General features: G+C 63.9%; 17 protein-coding genes, 1 tRNA gene and 1 pseudogene. 16 read left to right on the top strand and 3 right to left on the bottom strand.

Translation table 11 applies throughout. From position 1 onward, the window contains the following. Positions 1-71: 71 nt before the first annotated feature. The 3 genes from pth (at position 72) to IP68_RS09935 (ending at position 3,563) form a co-directional block, all read left to right on the top strand. Positions 72-641, top strand: a complete 570-nt coding sequence (pth, locus tag IP68_RS09945) for an aminoacyl-tRNA hydrolase (protein WP_054134835.1) — start codon at positions 72-74, stop codon at positions 639-641. Positions 642-646: 5 nt separating this feature from the next. Continuing rightward, a complete protein-coding gene (locus IP68_RS09940; protein WP_156318027.1) occupies positions 647-1,528 on the top strand; it encodes a hypothetical protein in 882 nt (293 codons plus the stop codon). A gap of 133 nt (positions 1,529-1,661) precedes the next feature. Continuing rightward, positions 1,662-3,563, top strand: a complete 1,902-nt coding sequence (locus IP68_RS09935) for a PhoX family phosphatase (protein WP_054134833.1) — start codon at positions 1,662-1,664, stop codon at positions 3,561-3,563. Positions 3,564-3,611: 48 nt separating this feature from the next. Here the strand turns inward: IP68_RS09935 and aac(3) are convergent, their stop codons facing one another. Then, positions 3,612-4,427: an aminoglycoside 3-N-acetyltransferase gene (gene aac(3) / locus IP68_RS09930; protein ID WP_054134832.1), complete on the bottom strand. Its 816-nt coding sequence runs from the start codon at positions 4,425-4,427 to the stop codon at positions 3,612-3,614. A 124-nt stretch (positions 4,428-4,551) separates the two neighbouring features. Between aac(3) and IP68_RS09925 the strand changes: the two genes are divergently transcribed. From IP68_RS09925 to IP68_RS09905, 5 genes are all read left to right on the top strand, one after another. Further along, positions 4,552-4,989, top strand: a complete 438-nt coding sequence (locus tag IP68_RS09925; protein WP_054134831.1) for a hypothetical protein — start codon at positions 4,552-4,554, stop codon at positions 4,987-4,989. Positions 4,990-4,992: 3 nt separating this feature from the next. Then, entirely contained in the window at positions 4,993-6,093 is a 1,101-nt protein-coding gene (gene ychF, locus IP68_RS09920; RefSeq protein ID WP_054134830.1) for a redox-regulated ATPase YchF, read from the top strand. Between the two features lie 101 nt (positions 6,094-6,194). Next, a complete protein-coding gene (locus IP68_RS09915; RefSeq protein WP_054134829.1) occupies positions 6,195-7,757 on the top strand; it encodes an alkaline phosphatase in 1,563 nt (520 codons plus the stop codon). Next, complete coding sequence (locus tag IP68_RS09910) at positions 7,754-8,968, top strand: ectonucleotide pyrophosphatase/phosphodiesterase (RefSeq protein WP_054134828.1); 1,215 nt, start codon at positions 7,754-7,756, stop codon at positions 8,966-8,968. The genes IP68_RS09915 and IP68_RS09910 overlap by 4 nt, the downstream gene beginning before the upstream one ends. Before the next feature lie 41 nt (positions 8,969-9,009). Next, the gene (locus tag IP68_RS09905) at positions 9,010-9,474 is read left to right on the top strand and encodes a MaoC family dehydratase (RefSeq protein WP_054134837.1); all 465 of its coding nucleotides are present in this window, start codon (positions 9,010-9,012) and stop codon (positions 9,472-9,474) included. Between the two features lie 13 nt (positions 9,475-9,487). Here IP68_RS09905 and IP68_RS09900 read toward each other — a convergent pair whose 3' ends face one another. Then, positions 9,488-9,994: a hypothetical protein gene (locus IP68_RS09900; RefSeq protein WP_054134827.1), complete on the bottom strand. Its 507-nt coding sequence runs from the start codon at positions 9,992-9,994 to the stop codon at positions 9,488-9,490. A 110-nt stretch (positions 9,995-10,104) separates the two neighbouring features. After that, positions 10,105-11,904: a DNA mismatch repair endonuclease MutL gene (gene mutL / locus IP68_RS09895; protein WP_054134826.1), complete on the bottom strand. Its 1,800-nt coding sequence runs from the start codon at positions 11,902-11,904 to the stop codon at positions 10,105-10,107. 163 nt (positions 11,905-12,067) lie between these two features. Between mutL and IP68_RS09890 the strand changes: the two genes are divergently transcribed. The 8 genes and pseudogenes from IP68_RS09890 (at position 12,068) to IP68_RS09850 (ending at position 20,017) form a co-directional block, all read left to right on the top strand. Further along, positions 12,068-13,111 (top strand): rod shape-determining protein, encoded by a 1,044-nt coding sequence (locus tag IP68_RS09890; protein WP_017670842.1) that lies wholly within the window; start codon positions 12,068-12,070, stop codon positions 13,109-13,111. A gap of 12 nt (positions 13,112-13,123) precedes the next feature. Beyond that, complete coding sequence (mreC, locus tag IP68_RS09885; protein ID WP_054134825.1) at positions 13,124-14,152, top strand: rod shape-determining protein MreC; 1,029 nt, start codon at positions 13,124-13,126, stop codon at positions 14,150-14,152. Beyond that, positions 14,149-14,664: a rod shape-determining protein MreD gene (mreD, locus tag IP68_RS09880; RefSeq protein ID WP_054134824.1), complete on the top strand. Its 516-nt coding sequence runs from the start codon at positions 14,149-14,151 to the stop codon at positions 14,662-14,664. Before mreC ends, mreD begins: the two co-directional genes overlap by 4 nt. Before the next feature lie 13 nt (positions 14,665-14,677). Further along, positions 14,678-16,597 carry a penicillin-binding protein 2 gene (gene mrdA, locus IP68_RS09875; protein ID WP_054134823.1) on the top strand — a complete coding sequence of 640 codons (1,920 nt, stop codon included), beginning with the start codon at positions 14,678-14,680 and terminating at the stop codon, positions 16,595-16,597. 4 nt (positions 16,598-16,601) lie between these two features. Beyond that, the gene (rodA, locus tag IP68_RS09870; RefSeq protein ID WP_054134836.1) at positions 16,602-17,723 is read left to right on the top strand and encodes a rod shape-determining protein RodA; all 1,122 of its coding nucleotides are present in this window, start codon (positions 16,602-16,604) and stop codon (positions 17,721-17,723) included. Positions 17,724-17,865: 142 nt separating this feature from the next. Next, a tRNA-Lys gene (locus IP68_RS09865) sits at positions 17,866-17,941 on the top strand. Positions 17,942-18,120: 179 nt separating this feature from the next. Beyond that, positions 18,121-18,786 carry a restriction endonuclease gene (locus IP68_RS09860; protein WP_054134822.1) on the top strand — a complete coding sequence of 222 codons (666 nt, stop codon included), beginning with the start codon at positions 18,121-18,123 and terminating at the stop codon, positions 18,784-18,786. 60 nt (positions 18,787-18,846) lie between these two features. Then, positions 18,847-20,017: pseudogene (locus IP68_RS09850) on the top strand (IS3 family transposase). Positions 20,018-20,098: the final 81 nt, after the last annotated feature.

The following is a 20,098-nucleotide window of genomic DNA, read 5'->3' as shown; positions in this document are numbered from 1 at the left end:
ATGTGGGGAGGGTGGCGCATATGCCCCTCTCCCCGACCCTCTCCCCTTAAGGGAAGAGAGAGTTTTTCAGCATGCAAATCTGGGTCGGCCTTGGCAATCCCGGCGCGGAATATGCGATGCACCGGCACAATGTCGGCTTCATGGCGCTCGATACCATTGCCGATGTCCACGGCTTCGAGCCCCCCAAGCGCCGCTTCCAGGGTTGGGCCATGGAAGGCAAGCTGGGCAGCGAAAAGCTGCTGCTGCTCAAACCCGCAACCTTCATGAACAAGTCCGGCCAGGCTGTGGGAGAGGCGATGCGCTTCTTCAAGCTCGAGCCTGAAGCCGTCACCGTCTTCCACGACGAGCTCGACCTCGCGCCGTTCAAGGTGAAGGTCAAGCGCGGCGGAGGCACCGCCGGGCACAACGGCCTGCGCTCGACCGAACAGCATATCGGCCCCGAATTCCGCCGCGTGCGCATCGGCATCGGCCATCCCGGCAACAAGGACCGGGTCACCGGCCATGTGCTGGGCAACTATCACAAGACCGAACTCGACGACCTCACCGACATGCTCGGCGCCATCGCCGCCGAAGCTGCATGGCTGGCGAAGGGCGACGACGCACGCTTCATGAACGACGTGGCGCTGCGGCTGCAGGAATGAACGCGATGGCGAATCGTCGCTCGAACAACTCCGGCACCTGGCTGCTGCTCGCCTATGCCGTCGCATCGCTTGTCGCCGTGCTCAGCGGTGCAGCAACGATGGTCTTGACTGGAATACCGGCCATCCGCTGGTCGCTGACGCTTGCAGCCTGGGGTGTCGGCGCGCTGCTGGCATATGGTATCGTCAAGGCAAGACCGCGCGGCATGGCATGGCCGGTGATTGCCATCGGCGGCGCGGTGACGGTCGCTGCGACCCTTGCGGGGCCCGATCAGCTGGGTGTCCATCGCTGGCTCGCCATCGGGCCGGTGTTCGTCAATGCCGCAGCCGTGGCTCTGCCCGCAGTGATCGTCGCGCTCGCGCGGATGGGACAGAGCAACCGGCTGGCCCAGGCGGTCGCCCTGGGTGTCGCGGCCATTCTGGCGCTTCAGCCCGATGCGTCACAGGCCTGGGGATTTGCCTTCGCTTGCCTCGCCTGGTTGCTGCCTGATCGCGCGCCCAGCATAGCGGTTCAGGCCGTGGTCCTGATTGCGCTTGCTATCATCGCGACCTTGAGTCCCGATCCGCTGATGCCAGTACTCGAGGTCGAGCAGATCGTGTCGTTGGCGCTGTCCGTTCACCCGGCGCTCGCGGCACTGGCCGTTGCTGCGCTGGCGACACTGCCTGTGATCATCTGGAGGCTTGGCTCGGGCGGTCGTGCGTCCCGCGCGCTTGCGCTTTATGGTGCAGCAATCAGCATCGCCCCTGCATTTGGCTGGTTCCCCATGCCATTGGTGGGCGCCGGCATGAGCTTTCCGCTCGGTTTGTGGATTGGCGTTGCACTGTTGGCGCAAGGCGGCAGGAGCGTCTCTCCCGGGCCAGACGGGTTGTTCAGGGACCGTGACGCGTAACTGTCATCTAGTGCGCGCCAATTCGTCATCGATCTGCCATCATGATCGCTTGAGAAACAGGCATCACCGCCGAGCGCCGGGACAGCACGGGGTTGATCGCGGCAGCATCTGACTGATTCTCGGGGGAATTGCCTTGTCACACCTGACCGACGCCGCGCGCGCGCCTTATCGCACCGACACCCTTGATTTCGATCCATCGAACAGCCTGGAAGCGATCGTCGCTGCCAATCCCTCGCGCCGCCGGATACTCACCAACGGCCTGATGGGTCTTGTGCTCGCACCGATGGTGGCCAATTGCGGCGGCGACAATGGCGCTGCGGGGAACCCGGTAACGCTGCCGCCCACCGCCGGTCCGGCGCCGACGCCTGCTCCCACCCCGGCCCCGGCCCCCAGCTTCTCGATCAGCTTCAATTCGGTGCCGGCCAACCAGAACGACCGGGTGACCGTCCCCACCGGCTATGAGGTCAACGTCCTGCTCAAGGCCGGTGATCTGATCGTGCCCGGAGGGGCGGCCTTCAACGGATCCTTCCCGACACCGGGCCAGGCAGAAAACTGGGCAGGCGGCAACCATGACGGCATGGAGCTGTTCGCAATTCCCAGTGTCGATCCCAACACCGCAGGCTTGCTCGCGGTGAACTTCGAATATCCTGATTTCAACATCCTGATGAGCGATGCCGAAGCTACCGCGGTCCAGGCGAATCCGGCAGCGGCCACAGCCACGCAGCGCCAGCTCGCGCTGTCAGCGGTCGGCGTGGGTGTGGTGGAAATCCAGCGCGGAGCAGACGGCAAATGGTCCGTGGTGGCCAATTCGCGGTTCAACAAGCGCTACAGTGGCAATTCCAACTATCGCGCGGGCGGTCCTGCTGCCGGTCTGCTCAGCACCAATATCAAGGGAACGCTGAACAACTGCGCCAGTGGACGGACCCCGTGGAACACCTATCTCACCTGCGAGGAAACCACCGACAACTACATCGACCCCAGCCAGCCTGCGGAAAATTATGGTTGGGTGGTCGAGATCGACCCGTTCCTGGAGCTTGCGCCGCCGACCAAGCGCACCGCGATGGGCCGCTTCGACCACGAGAACACCGCGTTCATGGCCAACGCCGATCGCCGCGTCGCCTTCTACATGGGCGATGATGCGACGCCGGGCTGCATCTACAAGTTCGTCTGCGATCGGGCGTTCAGCGCGACCAGCCGCGCAGCGAACATCGATATGCTCGATGTCGGTCAGCTCTTTGTCGCGCGATTCAACGCCGATGGCACCGGCGAATGGCGCCTGCTCCAGCAGGGCCAGAATGGCCTCGTTGTCGGCGCGCGTGATCCGGGCAACATCAGCCAGAGCACGACCCCGCCCACGCCCACCGTCGTCGATTTCCGTAACCAGGCCGATGTCCTGATCAACACAAAGTCGGCGGCGCGCGTTGCCGGTGGAACGGTGATGGATCGACCCGAATGGATCACCGTCGCCCCCGACAACACCGCCATTTTCGTTGCGCTGACAAACAACTCGGGTCGCCGGGTTACCGATGCCACCAATCCGCGCGTCACCAACCGCCACGGGCACATTCTGAAGATGCGCGAATCGGGCGACTCGCCGCTGGCTGGGTCGTTCACCTGGGAGCTGTTCCTGCTCGCAGGGGATCCCGCGCTGGCCTCTGGCGGCGCGAACCTCACCGGCAACATCAACGGCGACACCTTCTCCAGCCCAGATGGCATCCGCATCGACCCGCAGGGTCGCATGTGGGTGCAGACCGATCACTCGGTCCCAGGGACGTCGGGGGTCACGGGCGTGACCATCGACCAGGCCTTCGGTCATAACGCAATGTTCCATGTCGATCAGAAAACGAAACAGTCGAAACGGTTCCTGGTTGGGCCGCTCGGCTGCGAAATCACCGGGATTGCCTATACGCCCGGCCTCACCGACTTCTTCATCAACATCCAGCACCCTACCGGTAACTGGCCGGTTAATGGTGAAAAGCCACGATCCTCGACCATTGTTGTGACGCGCACGGACAAGCAGCCCGTGGGCAATTGAAGCATGCAGATCCCGTCGCCGGCATCGTTCGGCGGCGGGATCGCGGCGCTAACGCGTCGTCCTGCCAAATCGCGATTCAAGCCAGCCTACCGCAAAACCCAGTATGGCTGGAGCATCGACTACCAAGGTGGGCGCGGCACCGATTTGTCCCTGCCATCCGCCGCCCGCAGCGACAAAGTCGCGGACAACTTCCTCGAAATAGTCGTCATCGAGCCCATCCACCACGGGATTTCCGGTGTCGAACTCCTCGACTCTGCGCCAGATCGTCCCGCCATCGGGATTGGCAAAGGGCACATCCCAGCGCACAATTCGCTTGCCCGGAATGCTGGCCAGATGCTCGGCATGGTGGAGCAGCGTCATTGTCTCCCAGGGCGCGCCGATCATCATCACCTTGCCGCGCGCTTCGACTAGCCTGGCAAGCGGGGTGCCGGAGCCATAGCCATAATCGATCGGGTGCGGATCGATCAGCCAGCGCGCCTTCGCCCCCAGCGCGGTCATCGACGGGCCGGGACTGGCGCTACGAAGCGCGCCGGGCGTGGTGCGCAGGAATTCTGGAAATGCGCCATTGTCGCGGATCGCGCGCGAGCGCGCCGGATCGAACGGCAGCACATGCGCGCGCCATTGCGGCAGGATATGCCCTTCCTCGTCGCACGCCCATTCAGGGGCGCCCTCCCAGTCGGCATAGGCCATCACCGTCCCGGCATCGCCGACCACCTGCCGAAGCGCGGCGATCAGCGTGTCCGGCCCGCCGATCATCGGACCGATGCTGCGCAGCCCGGCATGGACCATGACGATATCGCCCGGCGCAAGGCCAGAGGCCGACAGATCGGCGACAAGATGACCGAGGGTGACCAGAGGCGCCATGCAGGCATATCTATTGCGGTCGATGCCAATGACAAGCCACCAGTGCGCAGGCCCGACCGTCAGGCTGGAGTTGATCGTCCGATGGCGCTAAGGGCGCGGCCTCGGCAAAGACGAAGGCACTTCCATGATCTCTGCATCCCCCTATCTTGATGTCAGCGCGGAGGCGGGGCGGGATTTCATGATGCGCGCGATCGCCGGCCCGGTCGTGATGCTCAACCTGTTGCGGTTCCGAGCAGAGGCGGACTATTCGGCGACACCGGAGCTTGCACCGGATGCGCCGATCAGCGGACGCGACGCCTTCCTGCGCTATTTCGAGCACACGCTGCCCTTCCTGCAGGCGAGCGGCGGGTCGGTCGAGTATCTGGGTGATGGCGGAGCGTGGCTGATCGGGCCTGCAGGGGAACGCTGGGACGCGGTCATGCTGATCCGTCAGGCGAGCGTCGAAGCCTTTATTGCGTGGAACGGAGATGCCGCCTATCTGGCCGGAATTGGCCACCGTACGGCGGCGCTGGAAGATTCGAGATTGCTGCCCACCACGGCACACACATTCGGCAAGGACTGATCAATGGGTTTCAAATGCGGTATTGTCGGGCTGCCGAATGTCGGCAAGTCCACCCTGTTCAACGCGCTCACCGAGACGCAGGCGGCGCAGGCGGCGAATTATCCGTTCTGCACGATCGAGCCCAACGTCGGCAACGTCGCGGTGCCCGATCCCCGGCTCGACAAGCTCGCCGCGATCGCGGGAAGCCAGAAGATCATCCCCACCCAGCTTGCCTTTGTCGACATCGCTGGCCTGGTGCGCGGCGCATCGAAGGGCGAAGGCCTAGGCAACCAGTTCCTCGGCAACATCCGCGAGGTCGATGCCATCGTCCATGTGCTGCGCTGCTTCGAGGATGACGACATCCAGCATGTCGAAAACAAGGTCGATCCGATTTCGGACGCCGAAACCGTCGAAACCGAATTGCTGCTCGCCGATCTGGAAAGCCTCGAAAAGCGCGTTCCCGGCCTCGTCAAGCGCGGCCAGCAGGGCGACAAGGAATCGAAGATTGGCGCGTCGGTGCTCGGCAAGGCGCTCGAGCTGCTGCGCGAGGGCAAGCCTGCGCGGCTGACCGAGCCTGCCGACGAGGAAGAAGCACGCGTGCTCGCACAGGCGCAGCTGCTGACCTCCAAGCCGGTGCTCTATGTCTGCAATGTCGATGAAGGCAGCGCCGCCGAGGGCAACGCGTTCAGCGCGCGGGTGTTCGAAAAGGCCAAGGCCGAAGGCGCCGAAGCCGTGGTGGTCTCTGCCGCGATCGAGGCCGAGCTGATCACCATGGACATGGAAGGCCGGATGGAATTCCTCGCCGACCTCGGGCTCGAGGAGACCGGCCTCGCGCGCGTAATCCGCGCCGGATACGACCTTCTCCACCTGATCACCTTCTTCACCGTTGGCCCGAAGGAAGCGCGCGCCTGGACGGTCGAGGTTGGCTCTAAGGGTCCGCAGGCCGCAGGCGAAATCCACAGCGATTTCGAACGCGGCTTCATCCGCGCCGAGACTATTGCCTATGACGATTACATCGCGCTCAATGGCGAGGCCGGAGCGCGCGATGCGGGCAAATTGCGGCAGGAAGGCAAGGAATATGTCGTGCAGGATGGCGACGTGCTGCACTTCAAGTTCAACGTCTGACAAACCGGGCCTGCCGCTGCTTGGCAGGCTGTCATCGAACTGCCAGACTTGACGCCTAAGGGGGACCGATCGTCGCTCCTTGCCATGAAGGACATCGCCTGATGCTTTCCCGCCGCTTGTTCATCGCCGCCGCTCCGCTCACCCTGATCGGCGCGCCGGGCCTGTTGCGCGCGCAAAGCGTGTTCCGAACCTTTCCGTTCGCGCTGGGCATCGCCTCGGGCGACCCGTCGCCCGATGGCTTCGTGATCTGGACCCGGCTCGCGCCCGATCCGCTCGAGCAGCATGGCGGCATGGCGATGACCCCGATGCCGGTCAAATGGGAGGTCGCCAGCGACGATCGTTTCACGACCATCGTGGCGGGCGGCGAGGTGATTGCGCGGCCCGAAATGGCGCATTCGGTGCATGTCGAGGTGGCGGGCCTTCAACCGGGGCGGCCCTATTGGTACCGCTTCACCGCAGGCGGAGAGCGCAGCTTCTCAGGCAGAGCGCGCACTCTGCCGATGGCCGGCGCCGCGATGGACAAGCTCAAGTTCGGTGTGGTCGGATGCCAGAACTACGAGGACGGATATTTCGGTGCGTACAGTTATCTGGCGCGCGAAGAGCTCGATTTCGTGTTTCATTATGGCGACTATATCTACGAGTATCGCGGAAGCCCGACGCGCGCCAATTACTTCGGTGGCGGGCTGCAGGTGCCGGTGCGCCAGCATGCGGGCCAGGCGCTGTACGACATTGCCGATTATCGTCAGCGCTATGCGCAGTACAAGACCGACACCGATCTGCAGCGCGCGCACGCCGCGCACAGCTTCTTCCCCACCTTCGACGATCACGAGATCGAGAACAACTGGGTCGCAGGGATCAGCGGTGGCGACGATCCGGCCCCGGCAGAGGCGTTCGAGCTTCGCCGCGCCGCAGCGTTGCAGGCGTGGTACGAGCATATGCCGGTTCGCAAGGTCAACATGCCGCGCTTCGGTGGCGGACAGTTCCATCGCACCGCACGTTTCGGCAATCTGGCGGAAATCCAGCTGCTCGACACCCGCTCCTATCGTAGCGACCAGGCGTGCGACGATGGCTTCAAGCCGCTGTGCGAGGGCGTCAACGACAAGACTGCGCAGGTGCTGGGCGCCGAGCAAGAGGCCTGGCTAGCCAAGAACCTGTCGCGCAGCCAGGCGCGCTGGAACTGCCTCGGCCAGCAGATCATGATGATGAGCCTCGACAGGCGGCGCGCCGCCAACGAGGACACCCGCATCGCCAACATGGACAGCTGGGCCGCTTACGAGGTCCCGCGCCAGCGGATGCTCTCGCGCATGGCGGGCCTCGGCAATGTCATCGTGCTCACCGGCGACGAGCACCAGAATTTCGTCGGCGATCTGGTCCATCGTGACAAGGTGGTGGGCACCGAAATCGTCGCGACCTCGATCAGCAGCGGCGGCGACGGAGCGGACCTGCGCTATGGCAGCGAGCAGATGATGAAGGACAATCCGGAACTCAAGTTCCTCAACGACCAGCGTGGCTATGTCGTGTGCGAGGTCACCCCCGATACGTGGCTCAGCCACTTCCAGGTGGTCGACAAGGTTTCGGTCCGCGCCAACACCATGAAGCGCCGTGCCACTGCGGAGATTGCACATGGCGTTCCGGGCGCGCGGATGATGGGCCTGTCGGCATGATCGCCAGGCTGCTGGGCGCGGCGTGGCTGTGCGTACTAGCGCTGGTGCATCCCGCACTTGCGCAGGACGCCAGCCCGCCGGTCACCATCCTGATCTCCATCGACGGGATGCGCCCCGATTATCTCGATCGCGGCCTGACCCCCAACCTCACCGCGCTGAAGGCAAAGGGCGTTGCCGCTGCAATGCGCCCCAGCTTCCCCAGCAAGACCTTCCCCAACCACTACACCATCGTCACCGGCAAGCGCCCCGACCGCAACGGCATCGTCGGCAATTCGATGATCGACCCAATGCGGCCGGGGCAGATGTTCAGCATGGGCGATGCCAGACAGGCGCTCGACCCGTTCTGGTGGATCGAGGCCGAGCCGGTGTGGGTCACCGCCGAAAAGGCGGGTCTGCGCACCGCGACCATGTTCTGGCCGGGCAGCGAAGTCGCGCACAACGACGTTCGCCCGCGCGACTGGATGCGCTTTGACCAGGCGATCAGCAACGAGCAGCGGGTCAATACCGTGCTCGACTGGATGCGCCGTCCGGCGAATATCCGCCCGCGGCTGGTGACGATGTACTTCGACACTGTCGATACCGCAGGCCATCGCTTCGGCCCGGACCGTTCGCCCGAGCTCGATGCCGCGATCTCCGAGGTCGATTCGCGCATCGGCGAACTCGTCCGCGGGATCGAAGCGATGGGCGTGGCGGCGAACTTCATCATCACCGCAGATCATGGCATGGCGCAGACCGCCGAGGATCGCGTCATCCAGCTCGACGATATCCTGCCGCGCGACACCTATATCGCGGTCGAAACAGGACCCTATGCGGCGATCGAACCCGCAGCCGGCACCGACTCCAGAGTCTTTGACGCTCTGCTGCAGAAGCGCGAACATATCGTTTGCTACCGCAAGGAGGAGCTGCCCAGCCACCTGCATTACGGCAAGAACCCGCGCGTCGCGGCAATCATCTGCATCGCCTCCAACGGCTGGACGATCCTGGCGGGCCCGCCGCGGCATCCGGTGACCGGTGGCGCGCATGGCTATGACCCGGCCAATTCGGACATGCACGCATTGTTCATGGCATTCGGCTCTTCGATCCGCCCCACCGCCAGCCTGCCGCTGTTCGACAATGTCGATGTCTACCCGTTGATCGCGCGGCTGATCGGCTTTGAACCACTGCCCTCGGATGGCGATGCGAAGACGCTCTCGGGCATCGTCACCCGATAATTCGCTTGCAGTTTGAAGGTTGCCAAACGAAACTGATGCCCATGATTTACTATGAAGATCTCGAAATCGGCGTCACGCAAAGCTTTGGCCGCTATGATGTCAACCGCGAGGAGGTGATCGAATTCGCCTCCAAATACGATCCGCAGGAGTTTCACCTGAGCGACGAAGCCGCGGCCAAGACCCATTTCGGGCGGCTGTCGGCGAGCGGATGGCACACCTGTGCGATGACGATGGCGATGCTGGTCGCGAACCTCAAGGAGCACAAGCAGGCGGGGCTGGGCTCGCCCGGGATGGATGACCTGCGCTGGGTAAAGCCGGTCTATCCCGGCGACACGCTGCGCTGCGAAACCTGCGTGATCGAAAAGCGCCGCTCCAAGAAGCGCCCAGACATGGGGCTGTTCAAGTCGGACCTCACCGTGTTCAACCAGAACGACGAGCCGGTGATGACGATGCGCAGCAACGGGTTGATCAAGGTCCGCAATCCCGACGCGCCGATCGAGGACTGACGCCGATGGAGCCTCAGTTGCAGGCCCAGTAACCGTCCTGATAGGTGAATGCCGGGCCATCGGTATCGCTGACCTGCATGCTGGCGGCGCTGCCCGCAGAATCCTTGCCCGATGCCGAGACCATCAGTATCACGCCCTGCGCTGCGAAGCTGCCCCCGGTTGCCGCCACTGCACCCGAAGGCGCGACGTCGATCTGCCTGCCCGCGACCGAGATGATGCCCTTGCCGCCGGTCTTGCTCGCCACCAGCACGGGAAGCGCGCCCTTTGCGGGGCTGAACTTGCACGCAGCGCTGTCCATCCCCGCCGCGCTGATCGCACTCGACAGCAAAGGCTCGAGCTTCGATCCCTCGGCATCGACGGCCTGAAGCCCGGATTGCGGAGCAGCAGGACCGGTCACCACAGGCGCTGGAACAGGCGAGGCTCCGTCGGCTCCATCAAGCGTCACCAGCGTATCGTCGGCAGGCTTTTCGCTGCTGCACGCGGCGAGCAGGGCAAGCGGGAACAGGAGGGCGAGGCGCATGGGGAGGCTCCGGGTACGAGGATGATGGCGCGCCTATAGCGTGACAGCTAGCGAGACGAAACCTTCATGGTTTTCCCCTACCGATTGCGGGAGGGGAGAGAGTGATGCCATCACTTACGCCCGAACAGCCTCTCGATGTCGCCATGCGCCAGCTTCACCCAGGTCGGCCGCCCGTGGTTGCACTGGCCCGAATGCGGCGTGATCTCCATCTCGCGCAGCAGCGCGTTCATCTCCGCGACCGACAGCACGCGGCCTGCCCGCACCGATCCGTGACACGCCATTGTCGATGCGACCAGATCGAGCCGTTCCTTGAGCGACAAGGCGGCATCGAACGCGCCCAGCTCGTCGGCGATGTCCTGCACCAGCGCGTGCACGTCCCCACCGCCCAGCATCGCGGGGGTGGCGCGCACCAGCACTGCTGCCGGGCCGAAACGCTCGACCTCAAGCCCGAAATCGGCAAGCTCGGCGGCGCGCTCCTCGATCCGGTCGCAGGCCGTCTCGTCGAGTTCGACCACCTCGGGGATCAGCAGCGCCTGGCTTGCAACACGCCCGCCATCGGCCGCCTTGCGCATCCGCTCGAGCACCAGCCGTTCGTGCGCGGCGTGCTGATCGACGATTACCAGCCCGTCCTCGGCCTCGGCGACGATATAGGTCTTGGCGATCTGCCCGCGCGCGATGCCCAAAGGATAGCGCTCGGCCATCGGCACCGGTGAATAGGCCGGCTCGGCACGACCCATCGGCGCCGCGGCGATATAGGGCTGGCTGCGCTCTGCGACCCCTGCGGCGGCGAGCCATGCGGGCTCGTGCGAGGGGGCTGTCGCGATGGGCGCGGGGCTGAACATGTCGCGTTCCGGCAGCGGCGCGGGTGCGGCAGGCTCGCTCTGCCAGCGCGCCAGCGCGCCTTGTGCCGGACGCTGCACCGCACGGAACCCGCCCTGATCGAGCGCGCGCCTCAATCCTGAAACGATCATCCCGCGCACCATCGCGGAATCGCGAAAGCGCACCTCGGTCTTGGCGGGGTGCACGTTGACGTCGACATCCTGCGGGGCAACGTCGAGGAACAGCGCCACCACCGGGTGCCGGTCGCGCGCCAGCATCTCGGCATAGGCCGCGCGAACCGCGCCCACCAGCAACCGGTCGCGCACAGGCCGGGCATTGACGAACAGGAACTGGTGATCGGCAACACCCCGGTTGTAGGTCGGAAGCCCGGCCACACCGGTGAGTTTCAGCCCTTCGCGCTCGAAATCGAGCCGCACCGCGTTATCGGCCAGGCCGCGCGCAGTGAGCGCCGCGATGCGGGTCAACCTCGCCTCGCCCGCCTGCACCGAGAACACCCGCCGTCCATCCGACTCGAGGCTGAACGCGATGTCGGGCCTGGCCATCGCCAGCCGTTTGACGACATCGCTGCACGCGGCATATTCGCTGCGCGCCGAACGTAAAAACTTGCGACGCGCCGGCACCCTGGCAAACAGGCTGTCCATCCGGATCCGGGTGCCCGGCGGCAGCGATGCGGGACCGTCCTCGACCACATCGCCATGATCGACAACCCGCCGCCAGCCATCGCCATCCGCGGTCCGGCTGGCGATCGACAGCCGCGCGACGCTGGCGATGCTGGGCAGCGCCTCACCGCGGAAACCCAGCGTTGCCACCAGTTCTATCGCATCGTCGGGCAGTTTTGAGGTGGCATGTCGCTCGAGCGCCAGGGCAATATCGTCAGGCGACATTCCGCAGCCATTGTCGATGACCTCGATAGAACCGAGCCCGCCGTCTTCCAGCGCGATCGCAATCCGGTCCGCGCCTGCGTCGATCGCGTTTTCAACCAGCTCCTTCAACGCACTGGCTGGTCTTTCCACCACTTCGCCTGCTGCGATCCGGTTTATCAGCGCGTTTGGAAGCCTTCGTATTGACATGGTCCCGGTCCTAGCCCAAGCGCGGCTTGGACGCGACTCCCGAGTTTCCCGCATATCCACGCTTGGTCTGGCCGGGCTCTCGGGTTAGCCTCCGCCCTGGGAAAATTGCGCACTCTTCTGGCTCGATCGCCGCTTTCACCTCTTTAGAATTTGGAAAGTCTGCATGTCGTTCATCTCCAAACTTTTCCGGTTCGGTTCGCACAACATGGCGATCGATCTGGGCACCGCGAACACGCTTGTCTATGTGCAGGATCAAGGCATCGTCCTGAATGAGCCCTCGGTGGTCGCCCTGGAGACGATCAACGGCATCAAGCGGGTCAAGGCCGTGGGCGTGGATGCCAAGATGATGATGGGCAAGACCCCGGATTCGATCGAGGCGATCCGCCCGCTGCGCGATGGCGTCATCGCCGACATCGAAGTCGCCGAGCATATGATCAAGTATTTCATCCAGAAGGTGCACGGCAAGCGGAGCATGTTCTCCTATCCCGAAATCGTGATCTGCGTCCCCTCGGGGTCCACCTCGGTCGAGCGCCGCGCGATCCGCGATGCGGCATCGAATGCCGGTGCCAGCCAGGTGATGCTGATCGTCGAACCGATGGCCGCTGCGATCGGTGCCGACATGCCGGTGACCGAACCGATCGGTTCGATGGTCGTCGATATCGGCGGCGGCACCACCGAAGTTGCCGTGCTCAGCTTGCGCGGTCTCGCCTACACCACCTCGGTCCGCACCGGCGGCGACAAGATGGACGAAGCGATCGTCTCCTATGTCCGTCGGCACCACAATCTGCTGATCGGTGAAACCACTGCCGAGCGGATCAAGAAGGACTTCGGTGTCGCCGTCGCGCCTGCTGACGGCATCGGCCACACCATCCAGATCAAGGGCCGCGATCTCGTCAACGGCATCCCCAAGGAAATCTCGATCAACCAGGGCCAGATCGCCGAAGCGCTGTCCGAACCGATCAGCACCATCGTCGAAGGCGTCCGCATCGCGCTGGAAAACACCGCGCCCGAACTCGCCGCCGATATTGTCGACCAGGGCATCGTGCTCACCGGCGGCGGCGCGCTGATCCAGGGACTGGACGCACATCTTCGCGAAGAGACCGGCCTGCCGGTTTCGGTGGCGGAGGATCCGCTGACCTGCGTTGCCATCGGCACCGGGCGCGCCATGGAAGATCCGATCTTCCGGGGCGTGCTGATGACCGCCTAAGGACATCACAGCATGGCGCCGCCCCGCAAACGGCGCCCCGGGTTCTCCCGCAAGGCGCAGCTGCAAATCTTCACCGGCTATCTGCTGGCTTTCACCGGAGCGTTTGCCGGGTTGCTGCTGCTCGCTTTGTCCTATTTCGATCCCGCGGCGTTTTCAGCCGTGCGCAGCATGGCCGCGGAAGTGACCGCGCCGCCCGCGCGGCTGCTCACTGGGGTGCGCGTGAGCACGCAGACCGGCTGGCGCGAGGTTGCGGCCTATTTCGAAGCGGGTTCGAAAAACGCCAGGTTACAGCGCGAGGTCGAGCGCAACCGCGTCCGCCTGATCGAGGCGCGCGCGCTCAAACAGGAAAACCGGGAGCTGCGCCGTCTGCTGGGACTGATCAAGCAGGAAGGCCGCCCGGTCGCCACCGCGCGCCTGATCAACTCCAGCGCATCAAGCAGCCGCCGGTTCGCCACGCTCGACGTCGGCTCGCGCCAGGGCGTGCAGCGCAGCCAGCCGGTGCGCGGACAGCGCGGCCTGATCGGACGGGTGCTCGAAACCGGACCCAACACCTCGCGGGTGCTGCTGCTCAGCGATCCGGAGAACGTGGTGCCCGTGCGCCGCGCGCGTGACGGTGTCGTCGCCTTTTCGCAAGGCCGCGGCGACGGCCGGGTGGATATCAAGCTCATCGACATCGGCATCAACCCGTTCAAGGTCGGCGATGTCATGGTGACATCAGGCAATGGCGGCATCTATCCGCCCAATGTGCCGGTCGCGATCATCGAGAAGCTGACCAGCGATGGCGCCATTGGCAAGCTGCTCGCCAATCCCGCGGGAACCGATTTCGTCATCGTTCAGGAGATGTACGAGCCCGAGCTGGTCAACCCTGAAACCGGCAGCCTGCCACCTGTATCGGCCGCGCCCGCGAGCACCGCGCCCGCCCGACGTCCGCAGCAAGGCCAGCAGCAGGGCCGGCCGGCCTCGACCCCTGCCCCCGCCAATCCGCAAGCGTCGCCCGAACAGGCACCTGCGGCCGCGGCGACCGGCACGCCGCAGCCATGAAGGCTCCGTATCGCGCCCGGCTGAACCGCGAGGCATCTCCGTTGCGCAAGGCCGCCGTGCCGATCGCCTCGGTGCTGATCGGATCGATGACCCCGCTGCTGCCGCTCGTCGCCTCCGCGCCCGTTCTGCCGCCGTTCGGCCTGATGGTGCTGATATCGTGGCAGATCCTGCGTCCGGGGCTGTGGCCGGTCTGGGCGGGGATGCCCTTTGGCGTGTTCGACGACATCATCGGCGGGCAGCCGGTGGGCAGTGCGGTGCTTTTGTGGTCGATCATCCTTATCGGGATCGACCTGATCGACCAGCGCTATATCTGGCGCAATTACTGGCAGGACTGGTTCATCGCTGCGGTCTCGATTATACTCGTGCTGGCAGGAGGCCTTGCCATCAACAATCTTCTCGTCAGCGATGTCCGCCTTTCGGTGCTGTTTCCCCAGATGATCCTGGCTATCTTCACGTTTCCGTTGGTGCTGCGTCTGGTGGCGCGGCTCGACCATGTCCGCCTGAAGCGGTGAAGGCTGCGCAGCCATGAAGCGGCCGGGCAAGTTGATCACCCGAAATTCGCTGAACATGACGTTCAACCGCCGCACGGCGCTGATCGGTGGTGCCCAGGGGCTGGTCGGCGCGATCCTCGCCGCGCGGATGGGCTATATCTCGGTGGTCGAGAACGAGCGCTACAAGATGCTGTCGGAGAGCAACCGAGTCAACCTGACGCTGATTCCGCCCCGGCGCGGCTGGATTATCGACCGCCACGGCAAGCCGCTCGCCAACAACAAGGCCGATTTCCGCGTCGACCTGATCCCGCAGCGGGTGCGCGATGTCGAGGCCACGATCGGCCAGCTGCGCGACATCCTCAACATGCCGCCCGACAAGGTCGAGGATCTGCGTGCAGCGATGAAGGATGCCCGCGGCCTGCAGCCGGTTCCGGTGGCATCGGGGCTGACCTATGAGGATTTCGCAGCGCTTTCGGTCCGGCTGCCCGATCTGCCCGGCGTTGCGCCGCAGCGCGGCTTTTCGCGGCAATACCCCACCGGGGCGGCGGTCGGCCACCTGCTGGGCTATGTCGGCATCGTCAATGCCGAGGAGTATGAGAAAAACAAGAACCCGCTGCTGATCACGCCGGGGTTCAAGATCGGCAAGGACGGGCTTGAACAGTTCTTCGAACCGCAGCTCCAGGGCAAGCCCGGCGCCCGCAAGGTCGAGGTCACCGCGCGCGGCAAGATCGTGCGCGAACTGGGCGTGCAGGAAGATGTGCCCGGAAAGCCGCTCCAGCTGACCATCGATGGCGGGCTGCAGGACTATGTCGCGCGCCGCATGGGGCGGGAATCGGGCGCGGCGGTGGTGATCGACTGCCAGACCGGGGGCATACTCGCCTTCTCGTCGATGCCGTGCTTCGATCCCAACAGTTTCTCCGACGGGATCGGGCGGCTGGAATATGCAATGCTGTCGCAGGATGAGCGTGTGCCGCTGCTCAACAAGGCGACCCGGGGCCTCTATCCGCCGGGATCGACGCTCAAGCCGATGGCCGCGATCGCGGCACTGCAGAACGGCGTCGATCCGGACGAGACGATCAACTGCCCCGGCGGCTACCGGCTGGGCAACCGTTTCTACCAGTGCCTCGGCCGCCACGGGCCGGTCAACATGACCCGCGCCATCGAGAAGAGCTGCAACACCTATTTCTATGCCCAGGCGCACAAGCTCGGCTATGACAAGATCGCCGTAGTGGCGCGCGAACTGGGGCTGGGCGAGGATTTCGATCTGGCCGGCGCCAACCAGCGTTATGGCACCATCCCCGACAGCGAATGGAAGCTGCGCAAGTACAAGCAGGCCTGGACCGCATCGGATTCGCTCAACGCGGTGATCGGCCAGGGCTATGTTATCGTCAATCCGCTGCAACTGGCGGTGATGACCGCGCGGATCGCGTCTGGCCGCAAGCTATATCCGCACTTTATCCCCAACAACAAGGTCGCCCCCACCCTGCCCTATTCGCCCGAGCATCTCGCCATCGCGCAGCTCGGCATGGCGCAGGTGGTCAGCCAGGGCACCGCCGCGCGCAGCAAGCTACCGCTCGACGGCATCGCGATGGCAGGCAAGACCGGCACCGCGCAGGTGCGGGGCTTTGGCTCGGGCAGCCGCGGTGGTGCCGGCGTGCCCTGGAAGTATCGCGACCATGGTCTGTTCGTGTGCTTTGCTCCGGTCGAGCAACCGCTTTATGCCGCTGCCGTGGTGATCGAGCACGGGCTGGGTGGATCACGCGCCGCAGCACCGGTGGCGAAGGATTTCATGACCTATATGTTCGATCCGCAAAAGGCGATGGACAGCCTGCTCGCGCTCGAGGCGGGCTGGGGTGGCAACATCGCCGAGCGGATGGCATCTGAATTTGCAGGCTTCCGCGCGCGCAGCGAAGGCCGTGCGCCCGAGACCGCTGCCGAAGATTCTGCCGACTGAAATGCTGAGCTTTGTCCCCCGCCAGGTGGCCGAAATGCCATGGCAGATTATCTGCATCACCATCGCCATCGCAAGCTTCGGCGTGATCGTGCTGTATTCCGCCGCGGGTGGCAGTGTGAGCCCCTGGGCGGGCACGCACGCGTTGCGCTTTGTCGTGTTCCTGACGATGGCGCTGGTCATCCGAATGTTCAGCGAGAACTTCATCAAGCTGTGGACCTATCCCGGCTATATCGTCTTTGCCGTGCTGCTGCTGATGGTGGAGTTGGTCGGCGCGGTGAAGGGCGGCAGCCAGCGCTGGATCGATCTGGGCTTTATCCGCCTGCAGCCATCGGAATTCATGAAGCCGCTAGTGGTGCTGGCGATCGCCCGGTTCTACGAATTGCTCCCCATCGGTCAGGCGCGCAGCTGGGGCGCAATCTGGCCGCCGCTGCTGCTCATCGGGGTTCCCTGGTTTCTGGTGATGACCCAGCCGGACCTGGGCACGTCGATCGCGGTGATGATCGGCGGTGTGACGGTGATGTTCCTCGCCGGCGTCCCGCTCAGGCTGTTCATCGGAGCCGGCGTTGCAGGCGCTGCCTTCGTCCCCTTCGCCTTCTTCTTCCTGCTCAAGGAATATCAGCAGAACCGCGTGCTGACCTTCCTCGATCCGGAAAGCGACCCGCTGGGCACCGGCTATCACATCAGCCAGTCGAAGATCGCGATCGGCTCGGGTGGCATCGGCGGCAAGGGGTATCTGCAAGGCTCGCAGAGCCATCTCGATTACCTACCCGAGGGCCACACCGATTTCGTGTTTGCCACAATGGCCGAGGAATGGGGGCTGATCGGCGGGCTAGTGGTGATCGGGCTGTTCGCGCTGCTGCTGCGCTGGGCGACATCCGTCTCTCTCAATGCCCCCAGCCGCTTTGGCAAGCTGGCGGGCGGCGGGCTGACGATGACGATCTTCTTCTACATCGCGATCAATCTGCTCATGGTGATGGGGCTTGCCCCCGTGGTCGGTATTCCCCTGCCCTTTCTGAGCTATGGCGGATCGTCGATGATGACGATCATGATCTGCATCGGCCTGCTCATGGGCATCGAACGCAGCACCCGCCAGGGCAGCGGCAGCGGCGGACGCGTCGTCGGCTGACCAGGACATTGCGAACACCCGGGACCGACCGGGCAACAAAATTGTGGGTCAGGCCACAAAAGCCCTTTTCATCCCCGCGCAATCTTTTATAGGCAGCGCTCTTCCGGCGCGACGGTCGATTCGACACCGCCCGCCACAGGATGGACGCATAGCTCAGTTGGTAGAGCAGCTGACTCTTAATCAGCGGGTCCTTGGTTCGAGCCCAAGTGCGTCCACCATTTTTCAATGACTTAGAGGCGAGATTAGGTTGCCGCCCATGTGCGGGGCACCAATGGGGCATCAGTCCCTTTGCCAGCGGCATCGTGTATTTTCATCTTGGCAGTTGCCCCTGAGGCTATTGGCCTGCCGGGAATATGGAAGTTATTGAGAAAATTGCGCGCGTGGAGGAGCATCATTCGTGGCAAGTGACTGGAAAGCCTATCAGGAGGAGACTGCCGAATTTTTTCGGTCGCTGGGCCTATCCGCCTCAACAGATGTGACACTCAAAGGGGTGCGGACCACGCATGACGTCGATGTTCTTGTGACGATCGATGTAGCCGGATTTTCGGTGAGGTGGATTGTCGAATGCAAGCACTGGAAAGATCCGGTCAACAAACTTCACGTCATCGCTCTCAGGGAAATTGTGGCCGACCTCGGAGCAGATCGAGGCATCATTTTATGCGAAGTAGGATTTCAGTCCGGCGCCATTGAGGCCGCCAATCTTACAAATGTGCAAGTGAGTTCCCTTGCTGAACTTTCGATTGAATCGAAGGACGCGATTGCGTCTGTCCGACTCCGGGACCTCTTCGACCGCACGGAATCGTGCCGGAACAGATACTGGGACATACCTAAAGGCATACGTATTGATACGGGGCTGCGGTTCGATCTCGGTGACGCCGACGTTTACAGCGGCGCGTTCGTGACGGAAGTGGCGGAGAAATATCTCACGCGCGCTTTTCGCGGCATGTTTCCAATCACCGTTGATCCGTTCGACACCATGAAACTTTCTCGCCCGCTGCCGGAAATTCTGGCGAACCCCGGAGAAGTGCTTTCGGCATTTGACCACATCATTTTGGAATTGTGACGTGACCCCCTGATTTTCCTCCACGAACGATTAGAGTCTGGCCTGAAGAAAGGACAGACGATGAAGCGTGCAAGGTTTTCAGAAGAGCAGATCATTGGCGTGCTGAAGGAGGCAGAAGCGGGCGCGAAGACCGCTGATCTCGCCCGGCGGCACGGGGTGTCTGAAGCGACGATCTACAACTGGAAGGCCAAGTATGGCGGGCTGGAGGTATCCGAGGCCCGGCGACTGCGAGAGCTTGAGAGCGAGAACGCCAGGCTCAAGCGGCTTCTGGCCGATGCGATGCTGGATCAGGCTGCGTTGAAGGATCTCCTGGCAAAAAAGTTCTGACGCCCGTCGCGAAGCGGGAAGCTGTCGCTCATCTCCAGGCGTGCCACGGGATGAGCGAACGGCGGGCGTGCCGTGTCATCGATGCCGATCGCAAGAGCGTACGCTATCGTTCCACCCGGGACGATGACACTACTCTGCGCGAGAAGCTGCGCGGGCTGGCCAACCAGCGTCGCCGGTTCGGCTATCGCCGTTTGCATATCCTGCTGCGCCGGGAGGGCGTGATGATCAACTGGAAGAAGACCCAGCGGCTCTACAAGGAGGAAGGTCTGGCGGTGAGGCGGCGACGCAGCCGCAAGCGTGCAGTCGGCACCAGGGCACCTGCTCCGGTGTTGGCACTGGCGAACCAGCGCTGGAGCCTGGACTTCGTTCATGACCAGATGGCTTCTGGCAGGCGGTTCCGGGTGCTCAATGTGGTCGATGAGTCACCAGGGAGTGCCTGGTGGCGGTGCCGGACACCTCGATCTCGGGACACCGTGTCGTGCGCGAGCTGGCCCAGCTGATCGCACAGCGCGGCAAGCCGGGGATGATTGTCAGCGATAATGGCACAGAGCTCACCAGCAATGCCGTGCTCGCATGGTGCGGCCAGAGCGGCGTGGAGTGGCATTACATTGCTCCGGGCAAGCCAATGCAGAACGGCTATGTCGAAAGCTTCAATGGCCGCATGCGCGATGAGCTGCTGAACGAGACGCTGTTCATGAGCCTTGCCCATGCCCGGGTTGAGATCGCTGCCTGGGTCGAGGATTACAACCGGGACAGACCACACTCGTCCCTTGGCTACGCAACCCCGGCGGCGTTCGCCGCCGAACTGAATAAGCAATGGCCTGCTTCGCTACGCCCTACGGGCTCCGCTACGCAGCCCATTGCTTCAACCGCGCTGATGCGCAAAACAACCGCCCGGCTCTAATCTCAGCTGGAGGAAAGCTGGGGGTCATGTGTGGACGACCCCTGTGGCGCAAGAGCTTTTGTTTAGCGATGAGCACCGGTC

Origin of the sequence: Blastomonas sp. AAP25, assembly GCF_001295965.1 — a bacterium.
GTDB lineage: Bacteria > Pseudomonadota > Alphaproteobacteria > Sphingomonadales > Sphingomonadaceae > Blastomonas > Blastomonas fulva.
Note: the sequence above shows the minus strand (reverse complement) of the source record. Positions and strands in the feature narration are given on the sequence as shown.

Bases quoted from the DNA above. Each gene is read 5' to 3' on its own strand.
- pth (WP_054134835.1), top strand. From the start codon at position 72: ATGCAAATCTGGGTCGGCCTTGGCAATCCCGGCGCGGAATATGCGATG.
- IP68_RS09940 (WP_156318027.1), top strand. From the start codon at position 647: ATGGCGAATCGTCGCTCGAACAACTCCGGCACCTGGCTGCTGCTCGCC.
- IP68_RS09925 (WP_054134831.1), top strand. From the start codon at position 4,552: ATGATCTCTGCATCCCCCTATCTTGATGTCAGCGCGGAGGCGGGGCGG.
- ychF (WP_054134830.1), top strand. From the start codon at position 4,993: ATGGGTTTCAAATGCGGTATTGTCGGGCTGCCGAATGTCGGCAAGTCC.
- IP68_RS09915 (WP_054134829.1), top strand. From the start codon at position 6,195: ATGCTTTCCCGCCGCTTGTTCATCGCCGCCGCTCCGCTCACCCTGATC.
- IP68_RS09910 (WP_054134828.1), top strand. From the start codon at position 7,754: ATGATCGCCAGGCTGCTGGGCGCGGCGTGGCTGTGCGTACTAGCGCTG.
- IP68_RS09905 (WP_054134837.1), top strand. From the start codon at position 9,010: ATGATTTACTATGAAGATCTCGAAATCGGCGTCACGCAAAGCTTTGGC.
- IP68_RS09900 (WP_054134827.1), bottom strand. From the start codon at position 9,994: ATGCGCCTCGCCCTCCTGTTCCCGCTTGCCCTGCTCGCCGCGTGCAGC.
- mutL (WP_054134826.1), bottom strand. From the start codon at position 11,904: ATGTCAATACGAAGGCTTCCAAACGCGCTGATAAACCGGATCGCAGCA.
- IP68_RS09890 (WP_017670842.1), top strand. From the start codon at position 12,068: ATGTCGTTCATCTCCAAACTTTTCCGGTTCGGTTCGCACAACATGGCG.
- mreC (WP_054134825.1), top strand. From the start codon at position 13,124: ATGGCGCCGCCCCGCAAACGGCGCCCCGGGTTCTCCCGCAAGGCGCAG.
- mreD (WP_054134824.1), top strand. From the start codon at position 14,149: ATGAAGGCTCCGTATCGCGCCCGGCTGAACCGCGAGGCATCTCCGTTG.
- mrdA (WP_054134823.1), top strand. From the start codon at position 14,678: ATGAAGCGGCCGGGCAAGTTGATCACCCGAAATTCGCTGAACATGACG.